The organism is Escherichia sp. KTE159, assembly GCF_000408805.1.
In the GTDB taxonomy this organism is placed as follows: Bacteria; Pseudomonadota; Gammaproteobacteria; order Enterobacterales; family Enterobacteriaceae; genus Escherichia; species Escherichia marmotae.
The window spans coordinates 6,808-29,993 of the sequence record NZ_KE137295.1; the positions used below are offsets into that span (position 1 = coordinate 6,808).

Consider the following 23,186-nt stretch of genomic DNA (forward strand, 5'->3'; position numbering starts at 1 on the left):
CGCCTGATGTGACGCTTGTGCGTCTTATCCGGCAATTCACAGCTCCCGATGAGGGCAACAAATGCCGCGTGGCCTGGAATTACTGATTGCACAAACAATTTTGCAGGGTTTCGATGCCCAGTATGGTCGATTCCTCGAAGTGACTTCCGGGGCGCAGCAGCGTTTCGAACAGGCCGACTGGCACGCTGTCCAGCAGGCGATGAAAAATCGTATCCATCTTTACGATCATCACGTGGGTCTGGTGGTGGAGCAGTTACGCTGCATTACCAACGGCCAAAGCACGAATGCGGCATTTTTACTGCACGTCAAAGAGCATTACACCCGGCTATTGCCGGACTACCCGCGCTTCGAGATTGCGGAGAGTTTTTTCAACTCCGTATACTGTCGGTTATTTGACCACCGCTCGCTTACTCCCGAGCGGCTTTTTATCTTTAGCTCCCAGCCGGAACGCCGCTTTCGTACCATTCCGCGCCCGCTGGCCAAAGACTTTTACCCCGATCACGGCTGGGAATCACTGCTGATGCGCGTTATTAGCGACTTGCCGCTACGCCTGTGCTGGCAGAATAAAAGCCGTGATATCAACTATATCATTCTTCATCTGACGGAAACGCTGGGGACAGATAACCTCGCTGAAAGTCATCTACAGGTGGCGAACGAACTGTTTTACCGTAATAAAGCCGCCTGGCTGGTGGGCAAACTGATAACGCCTTCCGGCACGTTGCCATTTTTGCTGCCGATCCACCAGACGGACGACGGCGAGTTGTTTATTGATACCTGCCTGACGACGACCGCCGAAGCGAGCATCGTCTTTGGCTTCGCGCGATCCTATTTTATGGTTTACGCGCCGCTGCCTGCCGCACTGGTCGAGTGGCTACGGGAGATTCTGCCGGGTAAAACTACCGCAGAACTGTATATGGCTATCGGTTGCCAGAAGCATGCCAAAACCGAAAGTTACCGTGAATATCTCGTTTATTTACAAGGATGTAATGAGCAGTTTATTGAAGCGCCGGGCATTCGTGGGATGGTCATGCTGGTGTTCACGCTGCCGGGCTTTGATCGGGTATTCAAAGTCATCAAAGACAAATTCGCCCCGCAGAAAGAGATGTCAGCGGCTCACGTCCGCGCCTGCTATCAACTGGTAAAAGAGCACGATCGCGTAGGAAGGATGGCGGATACCCAGGAGTTTGAAAACTTTGTACTGGAGAAGCGACATATTTCCCCGTCATTAATGGATTTGCTGCTTCAGGAAGCGCCAGAAAAAATCACCGATCTGGGCGAACAAATTGTGATTCGCCATCTCTATATCGAACGGCGGATGGTGCCTCTCAATATTTGGCTTGAACAGGTTGAGGGTCAGCAACTGCGTGATGCTATAGAAGAGTACGGCAACGCTATTCGCCAGCTTGCCGCCGCCAATATTTTCCCCGGTGATATGCTGTTTAAAAACTTTGGCGTCACCCGACACGGGCGCGTGGTGTTTTATGATTACGATGAAATTTGCTACATGACGGAAGTGAATTTCCGCGACATCCCACCGCCGCGCTACCCGGAAGACGAACTCGCCAGCGAACCGTGGTATAGCGTCTCGCCGGGCGATGTTTTCCCGGAAGAGTTCCGCCACTGGCTATGCGCCGACCCACGCATTGGTCCACTGTTCGAGGAAATGCACGCCGACCTGTTCCGCGCCGATTACTGGCGCGCTCTACAAAACCGCATCCGCGAAGGACATGTGGAAGATGTTTATGCATATCGGCGCAGACAGCGGTTTAGCGTGCGGTTTGTATAAATCAGAGGCGAAAAGTCACCGCATTCCACCATACGCCAGCGTTACTTCCTTCGCCGCTTTAATTACCATCGCGCCAAACTCAGTCACGCGGTCATCGGTAATACGTGAAATCGGCCCGGAAATTGAAATTGCGGCAAACGGTTCGCGGTGTTCATCGAAAATACACGCAGCCAGGCAACGCAGTCCCAGCGCATGTTCTTCATCATCAAATGAATAACCGCGTTTGCGTGTCTGCGCGAGGTCTTCTTTTAAATGCACAGGAGAAACCAGCGTCGCGTGGGTATAGGCATGTAACCCTTTGCGATGCAGCAGCTTTGTCACCTGTTCTTCACTCAGTTGAGCCAAAAAGGCTTTACCGGCACCGGAAGCATGCATCGGCAATTTACCGCCAATAGGGGCGGACATTCGCATCAGATGCGTACACTGCACCTGATCAATAATAATCGCCTCGTGATCGCTTTGATCGAGCACCGCCATATTGACCGTTTCGCCAGATTCTTCCATCAGATCGCGCAGTATAGGATGGACAATAGCTAACAAATTACGGCTCTGGAGAAAACTGCTACCGACCATAAATGCATGCGCGCCGATCGCCCAGTGACCCAGCTCACCGACCTGACGCACAAAGCCCTGTTGTTGCATAGTGGTTAGCAGACGGTGGGTGGTGGAATTGGGTAATCCGGCTTGCTGTGCCAGTTCGGTTAGTGCCACACTGCCATTGGATTCGGCAATCCACTCCAGTAATTTCAGGCCACGCGTTAAAGACTGAACCTGTCCAGTCGCGGGGGCGCTGGTTGCGGCAGGTTTTCTACCGCGTTTTGCGGGAATGGGTGCGACCATGACAGCCTCCTTTTTCTGTATCGTGGAAATCATTTTCATTTTTATTGTTAACTAATGCAACAGTTGCTGTACTGATCCGATGAGTTAATGTTGAACAAATCTCATGTTGCGTAGTGGTCGCTTTTACCACTGATGCGTTTGTGCCAGTATGGTTTGTTGAATTTTTATTAAATCTGGGTTGAGCGTGTCGGGAGCAAGTGTGAGCAGCAAAGTTGAACAACTGCGTGCGCAGTTAAATGAACGTATTCTGGTGCTGGACGGCGGTATGGGCACCATGATCCAGAATTATCGTCTGAACGAAGCCGATTTTCGCGGTGAGCGTTTTGCCGACTGGCCGTGCGATCTAAAAGGCAACAACGACCTGCTGGTACTCAGTAAACCTGATGTGATTGCCGCGATCCACAACGCTTACTTTGAAGCGGGCGCGGATATCATCGAAACCAACACCTTCAACTCCACGACTATTGCGATGGCGGATTACCAGATGGAATCCCTGTCAGCAGAAATCAACTTTGCAGCAGCGAAACTGGCACGTGCCTGCGCTGACGAGTGGACCGCCCGCACGCCGGGGAAACCACGCTACGTTGCTGGTGTTCTCGGCCCAACCAATCGCACAGCATCTATTTCTCCGGATGTAAACGATCCGGCATTTCGCAATATCACCTTTGACCAACTGGTGGCGGCTTATCGTGAATCCACCAAAGCGCTGGTGGAAGGCGGTGTAGACCTGATTCTGATTGAAACTGTTTTCGACACTCTTAACGCGAAAGCGGCGGTCTTTGCGGTGAAAACCGAGTTTGAAGCGCTGGGTGTGGAGTTGCCGATTATGATTTCCGGCACCATTACCGACGCCTCCGGGCGCACGCTCTCCGGTCAGACAACCGAGGCATTTTACAACTCCCTGCGGCATGCCGAAGCGCTGACCTTTGGCCTCAACTGCGCACTGGGGCCAGACGAACTGCGTCAGTACGTGCAGGAACTTTCGCGTATTGCCGAATGCTACGTCACCGCGCACCCGAATGCCGGACTGCCAAACGCCTTTGGTGAATACGATCTCGATGCTGACACAATGGCGAAACAGATTCGCGAATGGGCTGAATCGGGTTTCCTGAATATTGTCGGCGGCTGCTGTGGCACGACGCCACAACATATTGCTGCGATGAGCCGTGCAGTTGAAGGATTAGCACCGCGCAAACTGCCTGATATCCCCGTAGCCTGCCGTTTGTCCGGACTGGAGCCGCTGAACATTGGCGACGATAGTTTGTTTGTTAACGTTGGTGAACGAACTAACGTAACCGGTTCCGCTAAGTTCAAACGCCTGATCAAAGAAGAGAAATATAGCGAGGCGCTGGACGTGGCGCGTCAGCAGGTGGAAAACGGCGCGCAGATTATCGATATCAACATGGATGAAGGGATGCTCGACGCCGAAGCGGCGATGGTGCGTTTCCTCAGTCTGATTGCTGGCGAGCCGGATATCGCTCGCGTGCCGATTATGATCGATTCTTCGAAATGGGACGTCATCGAAAAAGGACTGAAGTGTATTCAGGGCAAAGGCATTGTTAACTCTATCTCGATGAAAGAGGGCGTTGAAACCTTTATCCATCATGCCAAATTATTACGCCGTTACGGTGCGGCGGTGGTGGTAATGGCCTTTGACGAACAGGGCCAGGCCGATACCCGCGCACGGAAAATCGAGATTTGCCGTCGGGCGTACAAAATCCTCACCGAGGAAGTCGGCTTCCCGCCGGAAGATATCATTTTCGACCCGAACATCTTCGCTGTCGCCACCGGGATTGAAGAGCATAACAATTACGCGCAGGATTTCATCGGCGCGTGCGAAGACATCAAACGCGAACTGCCGCACGCACTCATCTCCGGTGGCGTCTCCAACGTTTCCTTCTCGTTCCGTGGCAACGACCCGGTGCGCGAAGCTATTCACGCGGTGTTCCTCTACTACGCCATCCGTAACGGTATGGATATGGGGATCGTCAACGCCGGACAACTGGCGATTTACGACGATCTGCCTGCGGAACTGCGCGACGCGGTGGAAGATGTGATCCTTAACCGTCGCGACGATGGTACAGAGCGTTTACTGGAACTTGCCGAAAAATATCGCGGCAGTAAAACCGACGACACCGCCAACGCCCAACAGGCGGAGTGGCGCTCGTGGGACGTGAAGAAACGCCTGGAGTACTCGTTGGTCAAAGGCATTACTGAGTTTATCGAACAGGACACCGAAGAAGCTCGTCAACAAGCCGCTCGCCCGATTGAAGTGATTGAAGGGCCGCTGATGGACGGAATGAACGTCGTCGGTGACCTGTTTGGTGAAGGGAAAATGTTTTTGCCGCAGGTGGTGAAATCGGCACGCGTTATGAAGCAGGCGGTGGCGTATCTCGAACCGTATATTGAAGCCAGCAAAGAGCAGGGTAAAACCAACGGTAAGATGGTGATCGCCACCGTGAAGGGTGACGTGCACGATATCGGTAAAAATATTGTTGGTGTGGTGCTGCAATGTAACAACTATGAAATTGTTGATCTCGGCGTGATGGTGCCAGCGGAAAAAATCCTCCGCACTGCCAAAGAGGTGAATGCTGATTTGATTGGTCTTTCGGGGCTGATCACGCCGTCGCTGGACGAAATGGTCAACGTGGCGAAAGAGATGGAGCGTCAGGGCTTCACCATTCCGCTACTGATTGGCGGCGCGACTACCTCAAAAGCGCATACAGCGGTGAAAATCGAGCAAAACTACAGCGGCCCGACGGTTTACGTGCAAAACGCCTCGCGCACCGTTGGTGTTGTGGCGGCGCTGCTTTCCGACACTCAGCGTGACGACTTTGTCGCTCGTACCCGCAAAGAGTACGAAACCGTGCGTATTCAGCACGGGCGCAAGAAACCGCGCACGCCACCGGTCACGCTGGAAGTGGCGCGCGATAACGATTTCGCTTTTGACTGGCAGGCCTATACGCCGCCTGTAGCGCACCGTCTCGGCGTGCAGGAAGTCGAAGCCAGCATCGAAACGCTGCGTAACTATATCGACTGGACGCCGTTCTTTATGACCTGGTCGCTGGCCGGAAAGTATCCGCGCATTCTGGAAGATGAAGTGGTGGGCGAAGAGGCAAAACGCCTGTTTAAAGACGCTAACGACATGCTGGATAAATTAAGCGCTGAAAAATCGCTGAATCCGCGCGGCGTGGTTGGTCTGTTCCCGGCAAACCGGGTGGGTGACGACATTGAAATCTATCGTGATGAAACACGCACGCATGTGATTAATATCAGCCACCATCTGCGCCAACAGACGGAAAAAACCGGCTTTGCTAACTACTGCCTCGCTGATTTTGTGGCACCGAAACTCTCCGGCAAAGCGGATTACATCGGTGCATTTGCCGTAACTGGCGGGCTGGAAGAGGACGCGCTGGCTGATGCCTTCGAAGCGCAGCACGATGATTACAATAAAATCATGGTGAAAGCGCTTGCCGACCGTTTAGCCGAAGCCTTTGCAGAATATCTTCATGAGCGCGTGCGTAAAGTCTACTGGGGCTACGCGCCGAATGAAAATCTCAGCAACGAAGACCTGATCCGCGAAAACTATCAGGGCATCCGCCCGGCACCAGGATATCCGGCCTGCCCGGAACATACGGAAAAAGCCACCATCTGGGAGCTGCTGGAAGTGGAAAAACACACCGGCATGAAACTCACGGAATCTTTCGCTATGTGGCCTGGCGCATCAGTTTCGGGTTGGTACTTCAGCCATCCGGACAGCAAGTACTACGCAGTGGCACAAATTCAGCGCGATCAGGTTGAAGACTATGCCCGCCGTAAAGGTATGAGCGTTTCTGATGTTGAACGCTGGCTGGCGCCGAATCTGGGGTATGACGCGGACTGATTCACAAATCTGTCACTTTTCTTTACAACAAACAGGGCACTCACGGAGTGCCCTGTCTCTTTATTGATAGTAAACACATATACTGGACTTATATCAGACCGGAAAAGCGCTTCCGGAACTGTTTCAGGCACATATAACGATAAGGAGAACCTGAACTCGTGTTAACACTGCTTCACCTGCTTTCTGCCGTCGCCCTGCTGGTCTGGGGGACGCATATTGTTCGAACAGGCGTAATGCGTGTCTTTGGCGCACGGCTGCGTACTGTCCTTAGCCGGAGCGTCGAAAAAAAGCCGCTCGCCTTCTGTGCGGGGATTGGCGTTACGGCACTGGTGCAGAGCAGTAATGCCACCACCATGCTGGTGACGTCGTTTGTTGCCCAGGATCTGGTTGCTCTCGCGCCTGCGCTGGTGATTGTGCTGGGGGCCGATGTCGGAACGGCGCTGATGGCGCGGGTTCTCACCTTCGATTTATCCTGGTTGTCGCCGCTACTTATTTTTATCGGCGTAATTTTTTTCCTCGGACGCAAGCAGTCGCGCGCTGGGCAATTGGGCCGCGTCGGTATTGGCCTTGGGTTGATTTTGCTGGCACTGGAGTTGATTGTGCAGGCCGTAACGCCGATCACCCAGGCGAACGGTGTTCAGGTGATCTTTGCCTCGCTGACCGGCGATATTCTGCTGGATGCGCTGATTGGCGCGATGTTCGCCATTATCAGCTACTCCAGCCTTGCCGCGGTACTGCTGACTGCGACTCTGACTGCTGCGGGCATTATCTCTTTCCCGGTGGCGCTCTGCCTGGTTATTGGCGCTAACCTTGGTTCCGGCTTGCTGGCGATGCTCAACAATAGCGCCGCTAATGCTGCCGCACGTCGTGTCGCGTTGGGCAGCCTGCTTTTTAAGCTGGTGGGGAGCCTGATTATCCTGCCGTTTGTCCACGTTCTGGCAGAATCAATGGATAAACTGCCTTTGCCGAAAGCGGAACTGGTTATCTATTTCCACGTCTTCTATAACCTTGTGCGCTGTCTGGCGATGCTGCCATTTGTCGACCCGATGGCACGGTTTTGCAAAACCATTATTCGCGATGAACCCGAACTGGATGCCCATCTGAAACCAAAACATCTGGATGTCAGCGCGCTGGATACGCCGACCCTTGCTCTGGCGAATGCCGCCCGTGAAACACTGCGCATCGGTGACGCGATGGAACAGATGATGGAAGGGCTGAATAAAGTGATGCACGGCGAACCGCGTGAAGAGAAGGAGTTGCGCAAGCTGGCGGATGATATCAACGTCCTCTACACCGCGATTAAACTTTATCTGGCGCGGATGCCAAAAGAAGAGTTGGCGGAAGAAGAATCACGTCGCTGGGCGGAGATTATCGAAATGGCGCTCAACCTTGAGCAGGCTTCCGATATTGTCGAGCGCATGGGCAGCGAAATTGCCGACAAATCACTGGCAGCACGGCGGGCGTTTTCGCTTGATGGGTTGAAGGAACTGGATGCGCTCTATGAGCAATTGCTCAGCAATTTAAAACTGGCAATGTCGGTGTTCTTCTCTGGCGATGTCACCAGCGCTCGCCGTTTACGTCGCAGTAAGCATCGCTTTCGCATTCTTAATCGCCGCTATTCCCATGCCCACGTCGATCGCCTGCATCAGCAAAACGTGCAGAGTATTGAAACCAGTTCGCTACATTTAGGTTTATTGGGAGATATGCAGCGTCTGAACTCGCTGTTTTGTTCGGTGGCTTACAGCGTACTGGAACAGCCAGATGAAGATGAGGGACGGGACGAGTATTAATATTGTGAATCCTGTAGGCCTGATAAGACGCGTTAAGCGTCGCATCAGGCACTATGTACAAGATGCCGGATCATGCGTCCGGCAATTCACTTAAAAACGGTGACCCGCTTCCAGCGGCACGGCTTCTTCACCGGCCTTAAACACATAAGTGGTATTCGGGCCGCCAAGCGTAGCGTGACCTTTACTTACGGTGATCCAGTTACCTTCCGGCAGACCAATAATCGTCAGTTCTGGCGCTACCACCAGTAATTCGCGAATACGCTGCTCGCGCGTTTCACCTTTGTGACCTTCCGGCAGCGCGTTGGTGAAGTGCGGGTTGATTTGCAGCGGGAACAGATTCAGCGCATCGAAGCCCTGCGGATCGACAATCGGCATATCGTTGGTCGTGCGAATGGTTGGGCAAGCGAGGTTAGCGCCTGCGCTCCAGCCAATATACAGCGCGCCGCGTTTCACTACGTCAACAATCGGTGCCAGCAGACCGCGCACACGGCATTCTTTCAGTAACTGGAAAGTGTTGCCACCGCCGACAATCACGATCTCCGCATTTTCAATCGCGGCAACAGGATCGGCAACGCTATGAATACCGGTGACAGAAATGCCAAGTGGGGCAAGAACTGCAGCCGTTTTGGCTGTGTAATCATCCCAGGTTTGCGTTACGCCAGCGAAAGGAATAAACACCGCGGAACGGCGACCCTGCAACTGTTCAGCAATCAGCGGCAGCGCATGTTCCAGCCAGGCTTTTCCCGGCAGCGTCGAGTTACTCAATAAAAGCAGTTCCATTACTTCTCCGGTTAGTAAGAAATCACGGAAGGCATGCTACCACTGTGAATTTAACCGCTTACTGACATGGCTCACGATGTCGCGTATTGCTTCTGGAAAGCGTCTCGCAAGTTTGAATGTTCAGGCGTGACAGGTATTCGCAACAGCGGTATTTTCCGACAAATTTCTAAGGAAACTGGAGGAAAAATGCTCGCTAATTACGCTACTTTTAGACAGAGTATGCGCATCATGATGGAGGGAATTATGCGCACAATGTCGAAGGTGAAAAAATCTGTCAATGTTTCGCTGCCCCCCGAGATTCTGGAAGAGGCACGTAAATCCTGTCGCTGATGTATTAAAGCATGCCATTGTTGTCCGGCGGTCAGACTTGCTCAGCTATCTGGCGGTAAACCACCTGTAAAAGTTTGTCCGGTGGTTTCAATTGCTGGCCTGGACCACATGGTGATGACAGGAATACCGCTAAAAGAGTTGGGAGAACGTATAGCTGATCTTAGTCAACAGCGAATCGAACTGCGTGATGCTATCGATTTTCTATTAAACGGCTATTAATGCTGGTACGTAACTTATCGTATTTCGCATAAATCCTGTTTTTCCTCGCTAAGAGGTAAGGTATATTCCGCGTTTCAGAGGAGAATTTATGCTGCCCGACTCATCAGTCCGTTTAAATAAATACATCAGCGAAAGCGGAATTTGCTCACGCCGCGAAGCGGATCGCTATATCGAGCAAGGCAATGTGTTCCTTAATGGCAAGCGTGCCACTATTGGCGATCAGGTAAAGCCCGGTGACGTTGTAAAAGTAAACGGTCAGTTGATCGAGCCGCGGGAAGCCGAAGATTTAGTGCTTATCGCCCTGAATAAGCCCGTGGGCATTGTCAGCACTACGGAAGATGGCGAGCGCGATAACATCGTCGATTTCGTCAATCACAGCAAGCGCGTGTTCCCGATTGGTCGCCTGGATAAAGACTCCCAGGGGCTGATTTTCCTCACTAATCACGGCGATCTGGTCAATAAGATCCTTCGTGCTGGCAACGACCATGAAAAAGAATATCTGGTGACGGTCGATAAACCGATTACCGAGGAGTTTATTCGCAGCATGAGTGCGGGGGTGCCAATCCTCGGGACAGTGACCAAAAAGTGCAAAGTTAAAAAAGAAGCGCCGTTTGTCTTTCGTATTACCCTGGTGCAAGGGTTGAACCGTCAGATCCGTCGTATGTGTGAACATTTTGGCTACGAAGTGAAAAAGCTGGAACGTACGCGCATTATGAACGTCAGCTTAAGCGGCATTCCGCTGGGTGAATGGCGTGATTTAACCGACGATGAGCTTATCGATCTCTTTAAACTCATTGAAAATTCCTCTTCCGAGGCGAAGCCCAAAGCGAAGGCCAAACCGAAAACGGCAGGCATCAAACGCCCGGTGGTGAAGGTGGAGAAAACAGCGGAAAAAGGTGGCCGCCCAGCATCAAACGGCAAGCGTTTCGCCTCGCCGGGGCGGAAGAAAAAAGGTCGTTAATCAGCGTTTGCCACGCGTCGACGTATTTGCCGACCAACTGAATGACGCTTCAGGATCCGGTTTATAAGCCTGCTTTTTCTTCAACTGGCGGGCTTTTTTCGCTTCAGCCTCACGCTCAACCATTAATTTATCGATGTACTCTTTCTTAATGCTGTTGGTTTCGGCGTTGGTCAGCACGCGGCCATGTGCAATACGCGCTCGATCCAGCAGCGTCTTCAGTTCGCGCTGTTCACGCTCAGTCATCTCTTTTTGAGTAATGCGGGGGAGTGCCATGATGGTGCCCTCTGTTAATCGGATAGCTCAGTGTACGGGAATTCATTTGCGAGCAGAACCGATAAGATTCATTTGCGTTCTCTTTTATTTTTATGTTTTTAGCTAATTAGCGATAAATACATATAAAAATTTAACGGAAATAATTCACTGGTAACTGTTCAAATTTAATTAATCTTTTATTATTCAAGGTGTTAAATCTTAGAGTCCATTTCTGGCTCGTTTCTCGCAATAACGCTATCGCATTGATAACATTTCTGTTTTCAGTGGTCTGGCGCGGGTTAGTTAATATCAAAGGATGAGTCAAATGCCATTAAATGGAGTCAGTGCTGCGATGCGTGAACGGGTATCGCAGCAGTTAAAGGAAATTGAATGGCGGTATGGCGTGAAAGTGCTGTACGCCTGCGAATCGGGGAGTCGCGGCTGGGGATTTGCCTCGCCAGACAGCGATTACGATGTGCGTTTTTTGTATGTTCACCCGCTGGAATGGTATCTGCGGGTAGAGTCACCACGCGATGTTATCGAACTGCCCATCGACGACGAGCTGGATGTTTCAGGTTGGGAGTGGCGCAAGGCGCTGGGATTATTGAAAGGCGCGAACCCGACGCTGATTGAATGGCTGGATTCGCCGGTGGTCTATCAGCAGGATGAAGAAACGATAACGGCTCTTAAGGCGATGGTGCCGAAGTGGTTTTCTCCGCTACGTGCGCGCTGGCATTACTATTCGATGGCGCAGAAAAACTTCCGCGGCTATTTGCAGGGCGACGAAGTTCGGCTGAAAAAATATTTTTACGTGCTGCGCCCGCTGCTGGCCGTGCGCTGGGTCGAAGCGGGTAAAGGCGTACCGCCAATGCGCTTTGCTGAGTTACTGGCGGGAAGTGAGTTGGATGCGGCCTTACGTGCAGAAATAGATGAATTGCTGGAACGTAAACAGCGCGCGGGAGAAGCGGAATATGGACCGCGCCGTCCATTGCTACATGCGTTTATTCGTGCGGAACTGGCGCGCGGGGAAATTCCACCAGTGTTACCGGACAGCAGGGAAGGCGATGTCAGGGAGTTGGATCGTCTGTTGATGACGACAGTGATGGGGAAATAAATACGGCCCGGGGCATATCATCCGGGCCGTACTGTTTTTACTCAAACAAATTACTATGCAGTTTCTGCACCACCTGATCGGCGTCTGCGCCTGGTACCAGGAAGCACAGGTTATGGCTGGAAGCGCCGTAGCAAATCATGCGGATGTTGAACGGTTCCAGTACGCCAAAGACCTCTTTGCCGACGCCGCAGGCTTTTGACAGGTCGTTGCCAATCAGTGCCACCAGCGCCAGGCCTTCTTCCACTTCTACCCGGCACAGTGCCGAAAGCTCCATCAGTAAGGATTGCGTCAGCAACGTATCGCCGGTAGATGTTGATCCGGTAGTGTCGAGAGTTAACGCCACGCTTACTTCTGACGTCGTAATTAAATCTACCGAAATATTATGTCGCGCGAGGATGCCGAAAACCTCCGCGAGGAAGCCGCGGGAATGCAGCATATTCAGGCTATGTAGGGTTAATAGCGTTTGTTTACGGCGCAGGGCCAGTGCGCGAAATAGCGGTGGATTTTCGGTGGTATTACACACCAGCGTACCGCCAGCGCGCGGATCTTTGCTGGAGCCGACAAATACCGGAATATCGCTGCGTACAGCAGGCAACAACGTTGCCGGATGCAGCACTTTCGCGCCAAAGGTCGCCATTTCAGCGGCCTCTTCAAAAGCAATTTCATCTATGCGTTTTGCTGCGGGCACCACGCGCGGATCGGTGGTGTAGATGCCGGGGACGTCAGTCCAGATATCCACACGAGATGCGTGTAAAGCTTCCGCCAGCAAGGCTGCCGTATAATCGCTGCCGCCACGACCAAGTGTTGTGGTACGGCCTTTACTTTCTCTGCCAATAAATCCCTGAGTGATGATTAAACTTTCACTGAGTCGTGGGGCCAACTGCAACGCAGCCAGTTCCGCCAGTGCAGTAACATCCGGCTCCGCACGGCCAAATCGGTCATTGGTACGCATCACTTTACGCACATCAAACCACTGTGCCTGAACATTGCGTTCGCGCAGGATCTCAACAAACAGCAGAGTAGACATCAGCTCGCCGTGGCTGACCAGTTCATCTGTTAACGCCGGAGAGGTTGCCAGTGCCGCTGCTTCGGCCAGAATGGTAATGTTCTCCAGTAGACGTTCAATCTCTTCACGGACGACGTTCGGGTAACGCAGGCGTTCCAGAATAGCGAACTGAATATTGCGAATGGCATCGAGTTTTTCGAAACGCTCAGCCGGTTCCAGACCTTCGGCTAGTGCTACCAGCAGATTGGTGATCCCTGCGGAAGCGGAAAGCACAACTAAACGCACATTCACATCAGAAAGCACAATGTCGGCGCTGCGGTTCATGGCGTCGAAATCAGCCACGCTAGTACCACCAAATTTGGAGACAACAATATCGGGCATAACAACCTCGTGTCAGGGAATGAAAGAAGCGACCATGGCACAAAGGCAAAACAGAAACCGGTGCAGGCGCAGACCGTATTTATAAATAAAAGGTGTAGCGGAGTGTGTCAACGCTGGGATTATGCGGATTATTCATGCAGCGCTGGTGGCCAGAAATTGTGCTTATAACAGCTATACTGTTTTATCCATTTCGGCGGTTGAACGAGCTAAAGACACTAAAACCATCACATTTTTCTGTGACTGGCGCTACAATCTTCCACAGTCACAATTCTCAATATCAGAAGAGTATTGCTAATGAAAAATATCAATCCAACGCAGACCGCTGCCTGGCAGGCACTACAGAAACACTTCGATGAAATGAAAGACGTTACGATCGCTGAGCTTTTTGCTAAAGACGGCGATCGTTTTTCTAAGTTCTCCGCAACCTTCGACGATCAGATGCTGGTGGATTACTCCAAAAACCGCATCACCGAAGAGACGCTGGCGAAATTACAGGATCTGGCGAAAGAGTGCGATCTGGCTGGCGCGATTAAGTCGATGTTCTCTGGCGAGAAGATCAACCGTACCGAAAACCGCGCTGTACTGCACGTGGCGCTGCGTAACCGTAGCAATACGCCGATTCTGGTTGATGGCAAAGACGTGATGCCGGAAGTCAACGCGGTGCTGGAGAAGATGAAAACCTTCTCGGAAGCGATTATTTCTGGTGAGTGGAAAGGTTATACCGGCAAGGCAATCACTGACGTGGTAAACATCGGTATCGGTGGTTCTGACCTTGGTCCGTACATGGTGACTGAAGCGCTGCGCCCGTACAAAAACCACCTGAACATGCACTTCGTTTCTAACGTCGATGGGACTCACATCGCAGAAGTACTGAAAAAAGTGAATCCGGAAACCACCCTGTTCCTGGTGGCGTCTAAAACCTTCACTACTCAGGAAACTATGACCAACGCCCACAGTGCGCGTGACTGGTTCCTGAAAGCGGCTGGCGATGAGAAGCACGTTGCGAAACACTTTGCGGCGCTCTCCACCAACGCGAAAGCTGTTGGCGAGTTTGGTATTGATACCGCTAACATGTTCGAGTTCTGGGATTGGGTCGGCGGTCGTTACTCTCTGTGGTCAGCGATTGGTCTGTCGATTGTTCTCTCCATCGGTTTTGATAACTTCGTTGAACTGCTTTCCGGTGCACACGCCATGGACAAGCATTTCTCCACTACTCCGGCAGAGAAAAACCTGCCTGTACTGCTGGCGCTGATCGGCATCTGGTACAACAATTTCTTTGGCGCGGAAACTGAAGCGATTCTGCCATACGACCAGTATATGCACCGTTTTGCGGCGTACTTCCAGCAGGGCAATATGGAATCCAACGGTAAGTACGTTGACCGTAACGGTAACGTGGTGGATTACCAGACTGGCCCGATTATTTGGGGTGAACCAGGTACGAACGGTCAGCACGCGTTCTACCAGTTGATTCACCAGGGAACCAAAATGGTGCCGTGCGATTTCATCGCCCCGGCTATCACCCATAACCCGCTCTCTGATCACCACCAGAAACTGCTGTCTAACTTCTTCGCTCAGACCGAAGCTCTGGCGTTTGGTAAATCCCGCGAAGTGGTTGAGCAGGAATACCGTGATCAGGGTAAAGATCCGGCGACGCTCGATTATGTTGTGCCGTTCAAAGTGTTCGAAGGCAACCGCCCGACCAACTCCATTCTGCTGCGCGAAATCACCCCGTTCAGTCTGGGTGCCTTGATTGCGCTGTATGAGCACAAAATCTTTACTCAGGGCGTGATCCTGAACATCTTCACCTTTGACCAGTGGGGCGTAGAGCTGGGTAAACAACTGGCGAACCGCATTCTGCCGGAGCTGAAAGATGATAAAGAAATCAGCAGCCACGATAGCTCGACCAATGGTCTGATTAACCGCTATAAAGCGTGGCGCGGTTAATCATCGTGCATTTCTGATGCCGATATGTAGGTCGGATAAGGCGTTCACGCCGCATCCGGCAACCGGTGCCTGATGCGACGCGGTCGCGTCTTATCAGGCCTACAGGTCGATGCCGATATGTACATCGCATTCGGCAATTAATACATAGCTCGATTGACTAAATAGCCTTAAAAACAATGTCGACTATAAGTCGGCATTGTTTTATCAGATAAATCCCCTTGCCGATGATTTAACGAAAATCATACCGTGAGGTTAATCCTAAAATATATTTTTAGTCTGTGTTAATTTCAGAAAATACGCAGGGAATTTATTTTTATATTTATTTTAACTGAATGATTTAACTGATTGTTTTCATATTATAAAAATATATAGTTGATATTCATTCCAATTATCCTAAAACCCCTTCACTAATTCCCCGCGGCGTAATTCGTATGCTTTAGTTGTGTATACTCGATCCCGCCCGAAATGTTTTTGGGTAAATCTCCATTCATTCAATGAAGGGAAATTATTATGAAAAAAGTTCTGTATGGCATTTTTGCCATATCTGCGCTTGCGGTGACTTCTGCGTGGGCTGCACCTGTACAGGTGGGCGAAGCGGCAGGGTCAGCAGCAACGTCGGTTTCAGCGGGTAGTTCCTCTGCGACCAGCGTCAGCACCGTAAGCTCGGCGGTGGGCGTCGCGCTCGCGGCAACCGGTGGCGGTGATGGTTCTAATACCGGGACCACAACAACCACGACCACCAGTACTCAGTAATAAAGTATGTATCCCCAGAATAATTCGAGTCATCGCATCTGTGGCTTGAGGTATGAAGGGATTTACCATAACCACACTCCGGTGTGGTTATTCTGCCCCTCTGGAGAAGAGTCGTGAAGCGACCTGCACTCATTCTTATCTGCCTGTTATTACAGGCCTGTTCAGCCACTACTCAAGAACTGGGCAACTCACTGTGGGACAGCCTGTTCGGTACGCCGGACGTTCAGCTTACGGACGATGATATTCAAAATATGCCCTACGCCAGCCAGTATATGCAGCTTAATGGCGGTCCACAGTTATTTGTCGTTTTGGCCTTCGCTGAAGACGGACAACAAAAATGGGTTACTCAGGATCAGGCTACCCTCGTTACGCAACATGGTCGTCTGGTGAAAACCCTGCTCGGTGGCGACAACCTGATTGAAGTAAATAATCTTGCTGCCGATCCGCTGATCAAACCCGCACAAATCGTTGATGGCACAACCTGGACTCGCACGATGGGCTGGACCGAGTATCAGCAGGTGCGCTACGCCACAGCTCGTTCAGTCTTTAAATGGGATGGTACTGACACCGTCAAAGTCGGCAGCGATGAAACCCCGGTTCGCGTGCTGGATGAAGAAGTCTCCACCGATCAGGCGTGCTGGCATAACCGTTACTGGATCGACAGCGAAGGACAAATTCGCCAGTCGGAACAGTATCTCGGTGCAGATTATTTCCCGGTGAAAACCACGCTCATCAAGGCAGCAAAACAATGATTAAACAAACAATTGCAGCGTTGCTTTTGAGCGTAGGGATGTCATCGGTCTTGGCGGCGGGAACCGTCAAGGTGTTTAGCAATGGTAGTCGCGAGGCAAAAACGCTGACGGGCGCAGAGTATTTAATCGATCTGGTGGGGCAACCACGACTGGCAAATAGCTGGTGGCCCGGTGCGGTGATTAGCGAAGAGCTGGCAACGGCGGCGGCATTGTGTCAACAGCAGGCGTTGCTGGCACGACTGGCGGCGTTGGCCGCAGATTCCAGCGGTGATGATGCCGCCGCTATTAACACCTTACGCCAGCAAATTCAGGCGTTGAAAGTGACGGGCAGGCAAAAAATCAATCTTGATCCCGATATGGTGCGCGTTGCCGAACGCGGTAACCCGCCGTTGCAGGGCAACTACACGCTGTGGGTCGGATCTCCGCCGTCAACGGTCACGTTGTTTGGGCTTATTAGTCGTCCAGGCAATCAGCCATTTACCCCAGGTCGTGACGTGGCGAGTTACCTCTCCGGTCAGAACCTGCTTAGTGGTGCGGATCGCAGCTACGCATGGGTTATTTATCCAGACGGTCGCACGCAAAAAGCGCCGGTGGCTTACTGGAACAAGCGTCACGTAGAGCCGATGCCCGGCAGCATTATTTATGTTGGCCTGGCGGACTCCGTTTGGAGTAAGACGCCAGACGCCCTGAACGCCGACATTCTTCAGATTCTGACGCAGCGGATACCCCAATAATGAAAAAAAGACATCTGCTTAGCGTACTGGCGCTGGGCATTAGCGCGGTCTGCTACGGCGAAACGTATCCTGCGCCTATCGGGCCGTCGCAATCAGATTTTGGCGGCGTCGGTTTGTTGCAAACGCCCACCGCCCGTATGGCGCGGGAAGGGGAGCTTAGTCTCAACTACCGCGATAATGATCAGTACCGTTATTACTCAGCTTCAGTGCAACTCTTCCCGTGGCTGGAAACGACGTTGCGCTATACCGACGTGCGTACCAGACAGTACAGCAGCGTCGAAGCGTTCTCTGGCGACCAAACGTATAAAGATAAAGCCTTCGATCTTAAACTGCGTTTGTGGGAAGAGAGTTACTGGATGCCGCAGGTGGCTGTTGGCGCGCGGGATATCGGCGGTACGGGGCTGTTTGATGCGGAATATCTGGTCGCCAGCAAAGCCTGGGGGCCGTTCGATTTCACGCTCGGCCTGGGGTGGGGATATCTGGGCACCAGCGGTAACGTGAAAAATCCGCTCTGTTCAGCCAGTGACAAATATTGCTATCGCGATAACAGCTATAAACAGGCGGGTTCTATCGACGGCAGCCAGATGTTCCACGGCCCAGCCTCGCTGTTTGGAGGAGTGGAATACCAGACGCCCTGGCAGCCGCTGCGCCTGAAACTGGAGTATGAAGGCAATAATTATCAGCAGGATTTTGCTGGGAAGCTGGAGCAAAAAAGTAAGTTTAACGTCGGGGCGATTTATCGCGTTACCGATTGGGCCGACGTTAACCTTAGCTATGAACGTGGCAACACCTTTATGTTTGGCGTCACGCTGCGCACCAACTTTAACGATCTGCGCCCGTCGTACAACGATAACGCCCGACCGCAATACCAGCCGCAGCCGCAGGATGCCATTTTGCAGCATTCGGTGGTGGCGAATCAGTTAACGCTGTTGAAATACAACGCCGGGCTTGCCGATCCGCAGATCCAGGTGAAAGGCGATACGCTGTATGTTACCGGCGAGCAGGTGAAATATCGCGATTCGCGCGAAGGGATCATTCGTGCTAATCGGATCGTGATGAACGATCTGCCGGATGGGATCCGCATGATCCGTATAACGGAAAATCGGCTTAATATGCCGCAGGTGACCACCGAAACGGATGTCGACAGCCTGAAAAATCATCTTGCCGGAGAGCCGCTGGGTCATGAAACAACGTTGGCGCAAAAACGCGTCGAACCGGTGGTGCCGAAGTCCACTGAACAAGGCTGGTATTTTGACAAATCGCGCTTTGATTTCCATATCGATCCAGTACTGAATCAGTCAGTTGGTGGCCCGGAAAATTTCTATATGTACCAGCTTGGCGTGATGGGGACGGCGGATTTTTGGCTAACGGATCATCTGCTGACTACCGGCAGCCTGTTTGCTAACCTGGCGAATAACTACGACAAGTTTAACTACACTAACCCGCCGCAGGACTCCCATCTGCCGCGTGTGCGTACTCATGTTCGTGAATATGTGCAGAACGATGTTTACGTCAATAACCTGCAAGCCAACTACTTCCAGCATCTGGGCAACGGCTTCTATGGCCAGGTCTACGGCGGCTATCTCGAAACCATGTTTGGCGGTGCGGGGGCAGAAGTGTTGTATCGTCCGCTGGATAGCAACTGGGCGTTTGGGCTGGATGCTAACTATGTGAAACAGCGCGACTGGCGTAGCGCGAAAGATATGATGAAGTTTACCGATTACAGCGTGAAAACCGGACATCTGACCGCGTACTGGACGCCATCTTTCGCCCAGGATGTGTTAGTCAAAGCGAGCGTCGGGCAGTATCTGGCAGGGGATAAAGGCGGTACTCTGGAGATTGCCAAACGTTTTGATAGCGGCGTGGTGGTGGGTGGCTATGCCACGATCACTAACGTTTCGAAAGAGGAGTACGGGGAAGGGGATTTCACCAAAGGCGTGTATGTCTCTGTACCGCTGGATCTCTTCTCGTCCGGCCCGACCCGCAGTCGTGCGGCAATTGGTTGGACACCGCTGACGCGCGACGGTGGTCAGCAACTTGGGCGTAAGTTCCAGTTGTATGATATGACCAGCGATCGTAGCGTAAATTTCCGTTAAGTCATGGGAAAGGTGCCAGCTTTCGCAATCACTGGCACCCTCATTCTTAATGGCCTGTCGAGCCATCAGGAACGCAGTTCACCCCCGGTTTACGATCTGGTGTGTAAAGGCGAAAACATTCTGTCTTCCTGTCCGTCGATATAGGTTGCAGGTCTGGTTGCCTGAGCGACTGAGCCATCATTGGGCTGGAGACATTGCTTTGCGGAAGGTCGGCTTTATCAGCAGTACCGAGCGGACCGGCAAAAGCAGGAAGAACAGAGACTGATAACAACAAAGCAGCAAAATAAGGCTTCATTTTTACCACCTTTATCAGGTTAGGTTTTATTTGTTCCAGAGGAACATTGTCGATTTTTCGCGCTTTGTTGGTGGCTGGGAATCACCTGAATGGGTGATTTTTTGGGGGCGCGTGTCTTGCCGGAGGCACAGTCAGGCGCGGTTTATCCGGCCTATGGGGAGCCGCATCCGGCGCTGGCGGGAGGAGCCATCTAAATCCAGGTTGAACAAAACATACACAAAAAATATAGATCTCCGTCACATTTTTACGTTATACAGGAAGCTCGCCACTGAGTTGGAGGGCTGTTATGACGTCGCTATCTCGTCCCCGCGTGGAGTTTATCTCCACTATTTTGCAGACCGTACTCAATCTTGGCCTGTTGTGCCTGGGCTTGATTCTGGTTGTCTTTCTCGGCAAAGAAACGGTGCATCTGGCTGATGTGCTGTTCGCACCAGAACAAACCAGCAAATATGAGCTGGTGGAAGGGCTGGTGGTTTACTTTCTCTATTTCGAATTTATCGCCCTGATTGTGAAGTATTTTCAGTCCGGATTTCACTTTCCCTTACGTTACTTTGTCTATATCGGGATCACCGCCATTGTGCGCTTGATCATCGTCGATCATAAATCGCCACTGGATGTGTTGATCTACTCTGCAGCGATCCTGTTACTGGTGATCACTCTATGGCTGTGTAATTCGAAACGGCTGAAGCGGGAGTAAAAAAGAGGCGCTCCGAAGAGCGCCGAATAACAGTCACAAGTTAGGATAACGTAAGTTGAGGGTGCAGCGGCATAACATTGGCATAACAACATCTTTAACCTTTCACACCACCCGCCGTCAGGCCGTTGACCAGCCAGCGTTGAGCCAGCAAGAAGACGAGGGTGATCGGTAATGCAGACATCACAGCAGCGGCAGCAAAGTCACCCCACAGGTAGTTTTGTGGGTTGAGGTATTGCTGCATACCCACGGCCAGGGTGTAACTGTTCACATCACGCAGTAACAGCGACGCGACCGGAACTTCAGTAATAGCAGCGATAAATGACAGGATGAACACCACTGCCAGAATCGGTACTGACAGCGGCAGCAGGACGAGGCGGAAGGCCTGCCACGGCGTCGCGCCATCCAGCGCCGCCGCTTCTTCCAGCGAGCCATCGATAGTTTCGAAATAACCTTTGATCGTCCAGACGTGCAGCGCAATCCCCCCCAGGTAAGCAAAGATAACGCCGCCGTGGGTATTCAGGCCGATGAACGGAATGTACTCACCCAGGCGGTCAAATAACGCATACAACGCGACCAGTGAGAGTACCGCCGGGAACATCTGGAAAATCAGCATCCCTTTCAGCAGCGTCGCTTTGCCAGGGAAGCGCATACGGGCAAAGGCGTAGGCGCAGGTAGTGGAGAGCGCCACAATACCAATCGCAGAAATCCCCGCGACTTTCACCGAGTTCCACAGCCACAGCAGTACCGGGAACGGCGGTGGCGTAACGCGACCATCCGCCTGTTCAACGCTAAAACCTAACGCCAGTTTCCAGTGATCCCACGAGATTTGCTCCGGGATCAGGCTGCCGGTCGCGAAGTTCCCCTGGCGCAGCGAGATGGCGACGACCATTAGCAGCGGGAACATAATCGCCGCGATAAAAAGTAGCAGTAGCAGGTGAGTAATAAATAGACGTACTTTTTGCGATTTCGGTTGGACCATTGCCATTTTTGTTATCTCCCTTAATCAAACTTCATTCGCGTGGCTTTCAGGTTCACTATCGCCAACGCACCCACCAGCAGGAAGATCAGCGTGGCAATCGCTGCCGCCAGACCGAAGTCCTGACCACCGCCGCCTTCAAAGGCGATACGGTAGGTGTAGTTAACGAGCAGGTCGGTATAACCGGCTGGTGTGGTGGTGCCAAGACGATCCGGGCCGCCATTGGTCAACAGTTGAATCAGTACGAAGTTGTTAAAGTTAAAGGCGAAGCTGGCGATCATCAGCGGTGTTAGCGGCTTGATCAGCAGCGGCAGCGTGATTTTAAAGAAGTTCTGGAATGGGCCTGCGCCATCCATCGCAGAGGCTTCATACAGATCGTCTGGAATCGCTTTCAGCAAGCCCATGCAGAGGATCATCATGTACGGATAACCCAGCCAGGTGTTGACGATAATCAGCATCGTCCGCGCAGTGGTTGGATCGCTGAACCAGGCGGGCTTCACGCCAAACAGTGCGCTCAACATCATGTTGATTTCACCGAAGCTCTGGTTGAACAACCCTTTGAAAATCAAAATTGAAATAAATGAGGGGACGGCGTAGGGCAGAATCAGCAGTACGCGGTAGATAGCTTTGCCGCGCAACGCTTCCCATTGCACCAGACAAGCCAGCACCATGCCGACTGCCACCGTTAAAAAGACAGTGATCAGTGAGAACATCACGGTCCAGACGAAAATCGCGAGGAACGGTTTCTGAATGCCTTCGTCGGTGAAGACGCGGGTAAAGTTTTTCCAGCCGGTGGTTACGGTATAACCCGGACTTAACTTTTCTTCGCCCCAGTTGCCGTCGGCGGTAATGGACTGGTAAAAGCCTGTCTGGTCATTCGGGCGATACTTTACACCACTCTGGTTATTGGTCAGCGTACCATCATCGCCCAGCGTGTAGAGCGGCTGCGTACCGGAGAACTGGCGCAGGGAGCTCATCATCACTTTGTTGTCATCCGGGAGAATGGCGGTAATGTTGCTCAGTGCCTGACGATTTTGGGTAATCACGCGCAGATTTGCGCGCTCGCCTTCAGGCAGTGTGGCGCTTTCTTTCAACTGTAGCTTTTGCTCGCCGCCAAATTTAAAGGCGTCGGAGAGATAATTCTTGCCGGTTTCACCATCGGTAAGCGCCAGTTGCCACTCATCACCTGCCGGATAAAGACCGAAGTTATAGGTTTTTCCCGCTTGCCAGGAACGATCCAACAGAACTTCCTGGGCGCGTTCAAAAGTAAGCTGGTTGGTGCTGCTGTAGTTGGTGAAGGCGATGGCGATGGTGCAGACCAGAGGGAAGAGGACAAATAAGCCCATTCCGGCCATTCCCGGATAGACATAGCGCCAGGCATAGGCTTTACGGTTGGCGAAAATATACAGCCCCGCTGAACTCAAAATCAGCGTGGTAATGGCGAACAGGTATTCCCCTTGTGCGTACATTAAAACTACAAGGTAACCCACCAGCAGGCCAAGCAGACCTAACACTGACCATTTCAGCGCGTCGCTTTGCCACCAATGTTTCTTTTTAATGACATCCATGGGGTTCTTCCTCATTCCAGGACGGATAA

19 protein-coding genes are annotated in these 23,186 nt (G+C 52.1%); 12 read left to right on the forward strand and 7 right to left on the reverse strand.

Annotated elements, in window-relative coordinates; translation table 11 throughout:
• The first annotated feature begins 61 nt into the window (after positions 1 to 61).
• Positions 62 to 1,786, forward strand: coding sequence for a bifunctional isocitrate dehydrogenase kinase/phosphatase (gene aceK / locus A31E_RS02995; RefSeq protein ID WP_001137256.1), 1,725 nt, complete (start codon positions 62 to 64; stop codon positions 1,784 to 1,786).
• Positions 1,787 to 1,801: 15 nt separating this feature from the next.
• Here aceK and iclR read toward each other — a convergent pair whose 3' ends face one another.
• Entirely contained in the window at positions 1,802 to 2,626 is an 825-nt protein-coding gene (iclR, locus tag A31E_RS02990) for a glyoxylate bypass operon transcriptional repressor IclR (RefSeq protein ID WP_000226393.1), read from the reverse strand.
• A gap of 199 nt (positions 2,627 to 2,825) precedes the next feature.
• On the opposite strand from iclR, the gene metH reads away from it, so the two are divergent.
• Both metH and A31E_RS02980 read left to right on the forward strand, forming a co-directional pair.
• The gene (gene metH / locus A31E_RS02985; RefSeq protein WP_016249460.1) at positions 2,826 to 6,509 is read left to right on the forward strand and encodes a methionine synthase; all 3,684 of its coding nucleotides are present in this window, start codon (positions 2,826 to 2,828) and stop codon (positions 6,507 to 6,509) included.
• A gap of 158 nt (positions 6,510 to 6,667) precedes the next feature.
• On the forward strand, positions 6,668 to 8,299 hold the full coding sequence (locus tag A31E_RS02980) for a Na/Pi cotransporter family protein (protein WP_001517548.1): 1,632 nt from the start codon (positions 6,668 to 6,670) through the stop codon (positions 8,297 to 8,299).
• 90 nt (positions 8,300 to 8,389) lie between these two features.
• Here the strand turns inward: A31E_RS02980 and pepE are convergent, their stop codons facing one another.
• A complete protein-coding gene (pepE, locus tag A31E_RS02975) occupies positions 8,390 to 9,079 on the reverse strand; it encodes a dipeptidase PepE (RefSeq protein ID WP_000421749.1) in 690 nt (229 codons plus the stop codon).
• A 411-nt stretch (positions 9,080 to 9,490) separates the two neighbouring features.
• On the opposite strand from pepE, the gene A31E_RS26500 reads away from it, so the two are divergent.
• Positions 9,491 to 9,628, forward strand: a complete 138-nt coding sequence (locus A31E_RS26500; RefSeq protein WP_228929306.1) for a CcdB family protein — start codon at positions 9,491 to 9,493, stop codon at positions 9,626 to 9,628.
• A gap of 88 nt (positions 9,629 to 9,716) precedes the next feature.
• Positions 9,717 to 10,589: a 23S rRNA pseudouridine(2604) synthase RluF gene (gene rluF, locus A31E_RS02970; protein ID WP_001517551.1), complete on the forward strand. Its 873-nt coding sequence runs from the start codon at positions 9,717 to 9,719 to the stop codon at positions 10,587 to 10,589.
• Here rluF and A31E_RS02965 read toward each other — a convergent pair whose 3' ends face one another.
• Positions 10,590 to 10,862 carry a YjbD family protein gene (locus tag A31E_RS02965; RefSeq protein WP_001207629.1) on the reverse strand — a complete coding sequence of 91 codons (273 nt, stop codon included), beginning with the start codon at positions 10,860 to 10,862 and terminating at the stop codon, positions 10,590 to 10,592.
• Positions 10,863 to 11,166: 304 nt separating this feature from the next.
• On the opposite strand from A31E_RS02965, the gene A31E_RS02960 reads away from it, so the two are divergent.
• Positions 11,167 to 11,955, forward strand: coding sequence for a nucleotidyltransferase domain-containing protein (locus A31E_RS02960; protein ID WP_016249461.1), 789 nt, complete (start codon positions 11,167 to 11,169; stop codon positions 11,953 to 11,955).
• A gap of 37 nt (positions 11,956 to 11,992) precedes the next feature.
• Here A31E_RS02960 and lysC read toward each other — a convergent pair whose 3' ends face one another.
• The gene (lysC, locus tag A31E_RS02955; protein WP_001517553.1) at positions 11,993 to 13,342 is read right to left on the reverse strand and encodes a lysine-sensitive aspartokinase 3; all 1,350 of its coding nucleotides are present in this window, start codon (positions 13,340 to 13,342) and stop codon (positions 11,993 to 11,995) included.
• A 294-nt stretch (positions 13,343 to 13,636) separates the two neighbouring features.
• Between lysC and pgi the strand changes: the two genes are divergently transcribed.
• The 5 genes from pgi to A31E_RS02930 all read left to right on the forward strand — a co-directional run bounded on the left by pgi (position 13,637) and on the right by A31E_RS02930 (position 19,621).
• The gene (pgi, locus tag A31E_RS02950) at positions 13,637 to 15,286 is read left to right on the forward strand and encodes a glucose-6-phosphate isomerase (RefSeq protein WP_000790017.1); all 1,650 of its coding nucleotides are present in this window, start codon (positions 13,637 to 13,639) and stop codon (positions 15,284 to 15,286) included.
• 510 nt (positions 15,287 to 15,796) lie between these two features.
• Positions 15,797 to 16,039 carry an exopolysaccharide production protein YjbE gene (gene yjbE / locus A31E_RS02945; RefSeq protein ID WP_000757338.1) on the forward strand — a complete coding sequence of 81 codons (243 nt, stop codon included), beginning with the start codon at positions 15,797 to 15,799 and terminating at the stop codon, positions 16,037 to 16,039.
• 113 nt (positions 16,040 to 16,152) lie between these two features.
• The gene (locus A31E_RS02940; RefSeq protein ID WP_016249462.1) at positions 16,153 to 16,791 is read left to right on the forward strand and encodes a YjbF family lipoprotein; all 639 of its coding nucleotides are present in this window, start codon (positions 16,153 to 16,155) and stop codon (positions 16,789 to 16,791) included.
• Positions 16,788 to 17,525, forward strand: coding sequence for a capsule biosynthesis GfcC family protein (locus A31E_RS02935; protein WP_016249463.1), 738 nt, complete (start codon positions 16,788 to 16,790; stop codon positions 17,523 to 17,525). The genes A31E_RS02940 and A31E_RS02935 overlap by 4 nt, the downstream gene beginning before the upstream one ends.
• Positions 17,525 to 19,621 carry a YjbH domain-containing protein gene (locus A31E_RS02930; RefSeq protein WP_016249464.1) on the forward strand — a complete coding sequence of 699 codons (2,097 nt, stop codon included), beginning with the start codon at positions 17,525 to 17,527 and terminating at the stop codon, positions 19,619 to 19,621. The genes A31E_RS02935 and A31E_RS02930 overlap by 1 nt, the downstream gene beginning before the upstream one ends.
• Positions 19,622 to 19,667: 46 nt before the next feature.
• Here the strand turns inward: A31E_RS02930 and A31E_RS0123260 are convergent, their stop codons facing one another.
• Positions 19,668 to 19,946, reverse strand: a complete 279-nt coding sequence (locus A31E_RS0123260) for a hypothetical protein (protein WP_000804022.1) — start codon at positions 19,944 to 19,946, stop codon at positions 19,668 to 19,670.
• Positions 19,947 to 20,202: 256 nt separating this feature from the next.
• Between A31E_RS0123260 and psiE the strand changes: the two genes are divergently transcribed.
• The gene (gene psiE / locus A31E_RS02925; protein ID WP_000202902.1) at positions 20,203 to 20,613 is read left to right on the forward strand and encodes a phosphate-starvation-inducible protein PsiE; all 411 of its coding nucleotides are present in this window, start codon (positions 20,203 to 20,205) and stop codon (positions 20,611 to 20,613) included.
• Between the two features lie 94 nt (positions 20,614 to 20,707).
• Here the strand turns inward: psiE and malG are convergent, their stop codons facing one another.
• Positions 20,708 to 21,598, reverse strand: a complete 891-nt coding sequence (malG, locus tag A31E_RS02920; RefSeq protein WP_001252091.1) for a maltose ABC transporter permease MalG — start codon at positions 21,596 to 21,598, stop codon at positions 20,708 to 20,710.
• A gap of 14 nt (positions 21,599 to 21,612) precedes the next feature.
• A complete protein-coding gene (gene malF, locus A31E_RS02915; protein ID WP_016249465.1) occupies positions 21,613 to 23,157 on the reverse strand; it encodes a maltose ABC transporter permease MalF in 1,545 nt (514 codons plus the stop codon).
• Positions 23,158 to 23,186: the final 29 nt, after the last annotated feature.

Excerpts from the sequence above, each read along its gene's own strand:
- aceK (WP_001137256.1), top strand. The coding sequence starts at position 62 with ATGCCGCGTGGCCTGGAATTACTGATTGCACAAACAATTTTGCAGGGT.
- iclR (WP_000226393.1), bottom strand. The coding sequence starts at position 2,626 with ATGGTCGCACCCATTCCCGCAAAACGCGGTAGAAAACCTGCCGCAACC.
- pepE (WP_000421749.1), bottom strand. The coding sequence starts at position 9,079 with ATGGAACTGCTTTTATTGAGTAACTCGACGCTGCCGGGAAAAGCCTGG.
- rluF (WP_001517551.1), top strand. The coding sequence starts at position 9,717 with ATGCTGCCCGACTCATCAGTCCGTTTAAATAAATACATCAGCGAAAGC.
- A31E_RS02965 (WP_001207629.1), bottom strand. The coding sequence starts at position 10,862 with ATGGCACTCCCCCGCATTACTCAAAAAGAGATGACTGAGCGTGAACAG.
- A31E_RS02960 (WP_016249461.1), top strand. The coding sequence starts at position 11,167 with ATGCCATTAAATGGAGTCAGTGCTGCGATGCGTGAACGGGTATCGCAG.
- lysC (WP_001517553.1), bottom strand. The coding sequence starts at position 13,342 with ATGCCCGATATTGTTGTCTCCAAATTTGGTGGTACTAGCGTGGCTGAT.
- pgi (WP_000790017.1), top strand. The coding sequence starts at position 13,637 with ATGAAAAATATCAATCCAACGCAGACCGCTGCCTGGCAGGCACTACAG.
- yjbE (WP_000757338.1), top strand. The coding sequence starts at position 15,797 with ATGAAAAAAGTTCTGTATGGCATTTTTGCCATATCTGCGCTTGCGGTG.
- A31E_RS02935 (WP_016249463.1), top strand. The coding sequence starts at position 16,788 with ATGATTAAACAAACAATTGCAGCGTTGCTTTTGAGCGTAGGGATGTCA.
- A31E_RS02930 (WP_016249464.1), top strand. The coding sequence starts at position 17,525 with ATGAAAAAAAGACATCTGCTTAGCGTACTGGCGCTGGGCATTAGCGCG.
- psiE (WP_000202902.1), top strand. The coding sequence starts at position 20,203 with ATGACGTCGCTATCTCGTCCCCGCGTGGAGTTTATCTCCACTATTTTG.
- malG (WP_001252091.1), bottom strand. The coding sequence starts at position 21,598 with ATGGCAATGGTCCAACCGAAATCGCAAAAAGTACGTCTATTTATTACT.
- malF (WP_016249465.1), bottom strand. The coding sequence starts at position 23,157 with ATGGATGTCATTAAAAAGAAACATTGGTGGCAAAGCGACGCGCTGAAA.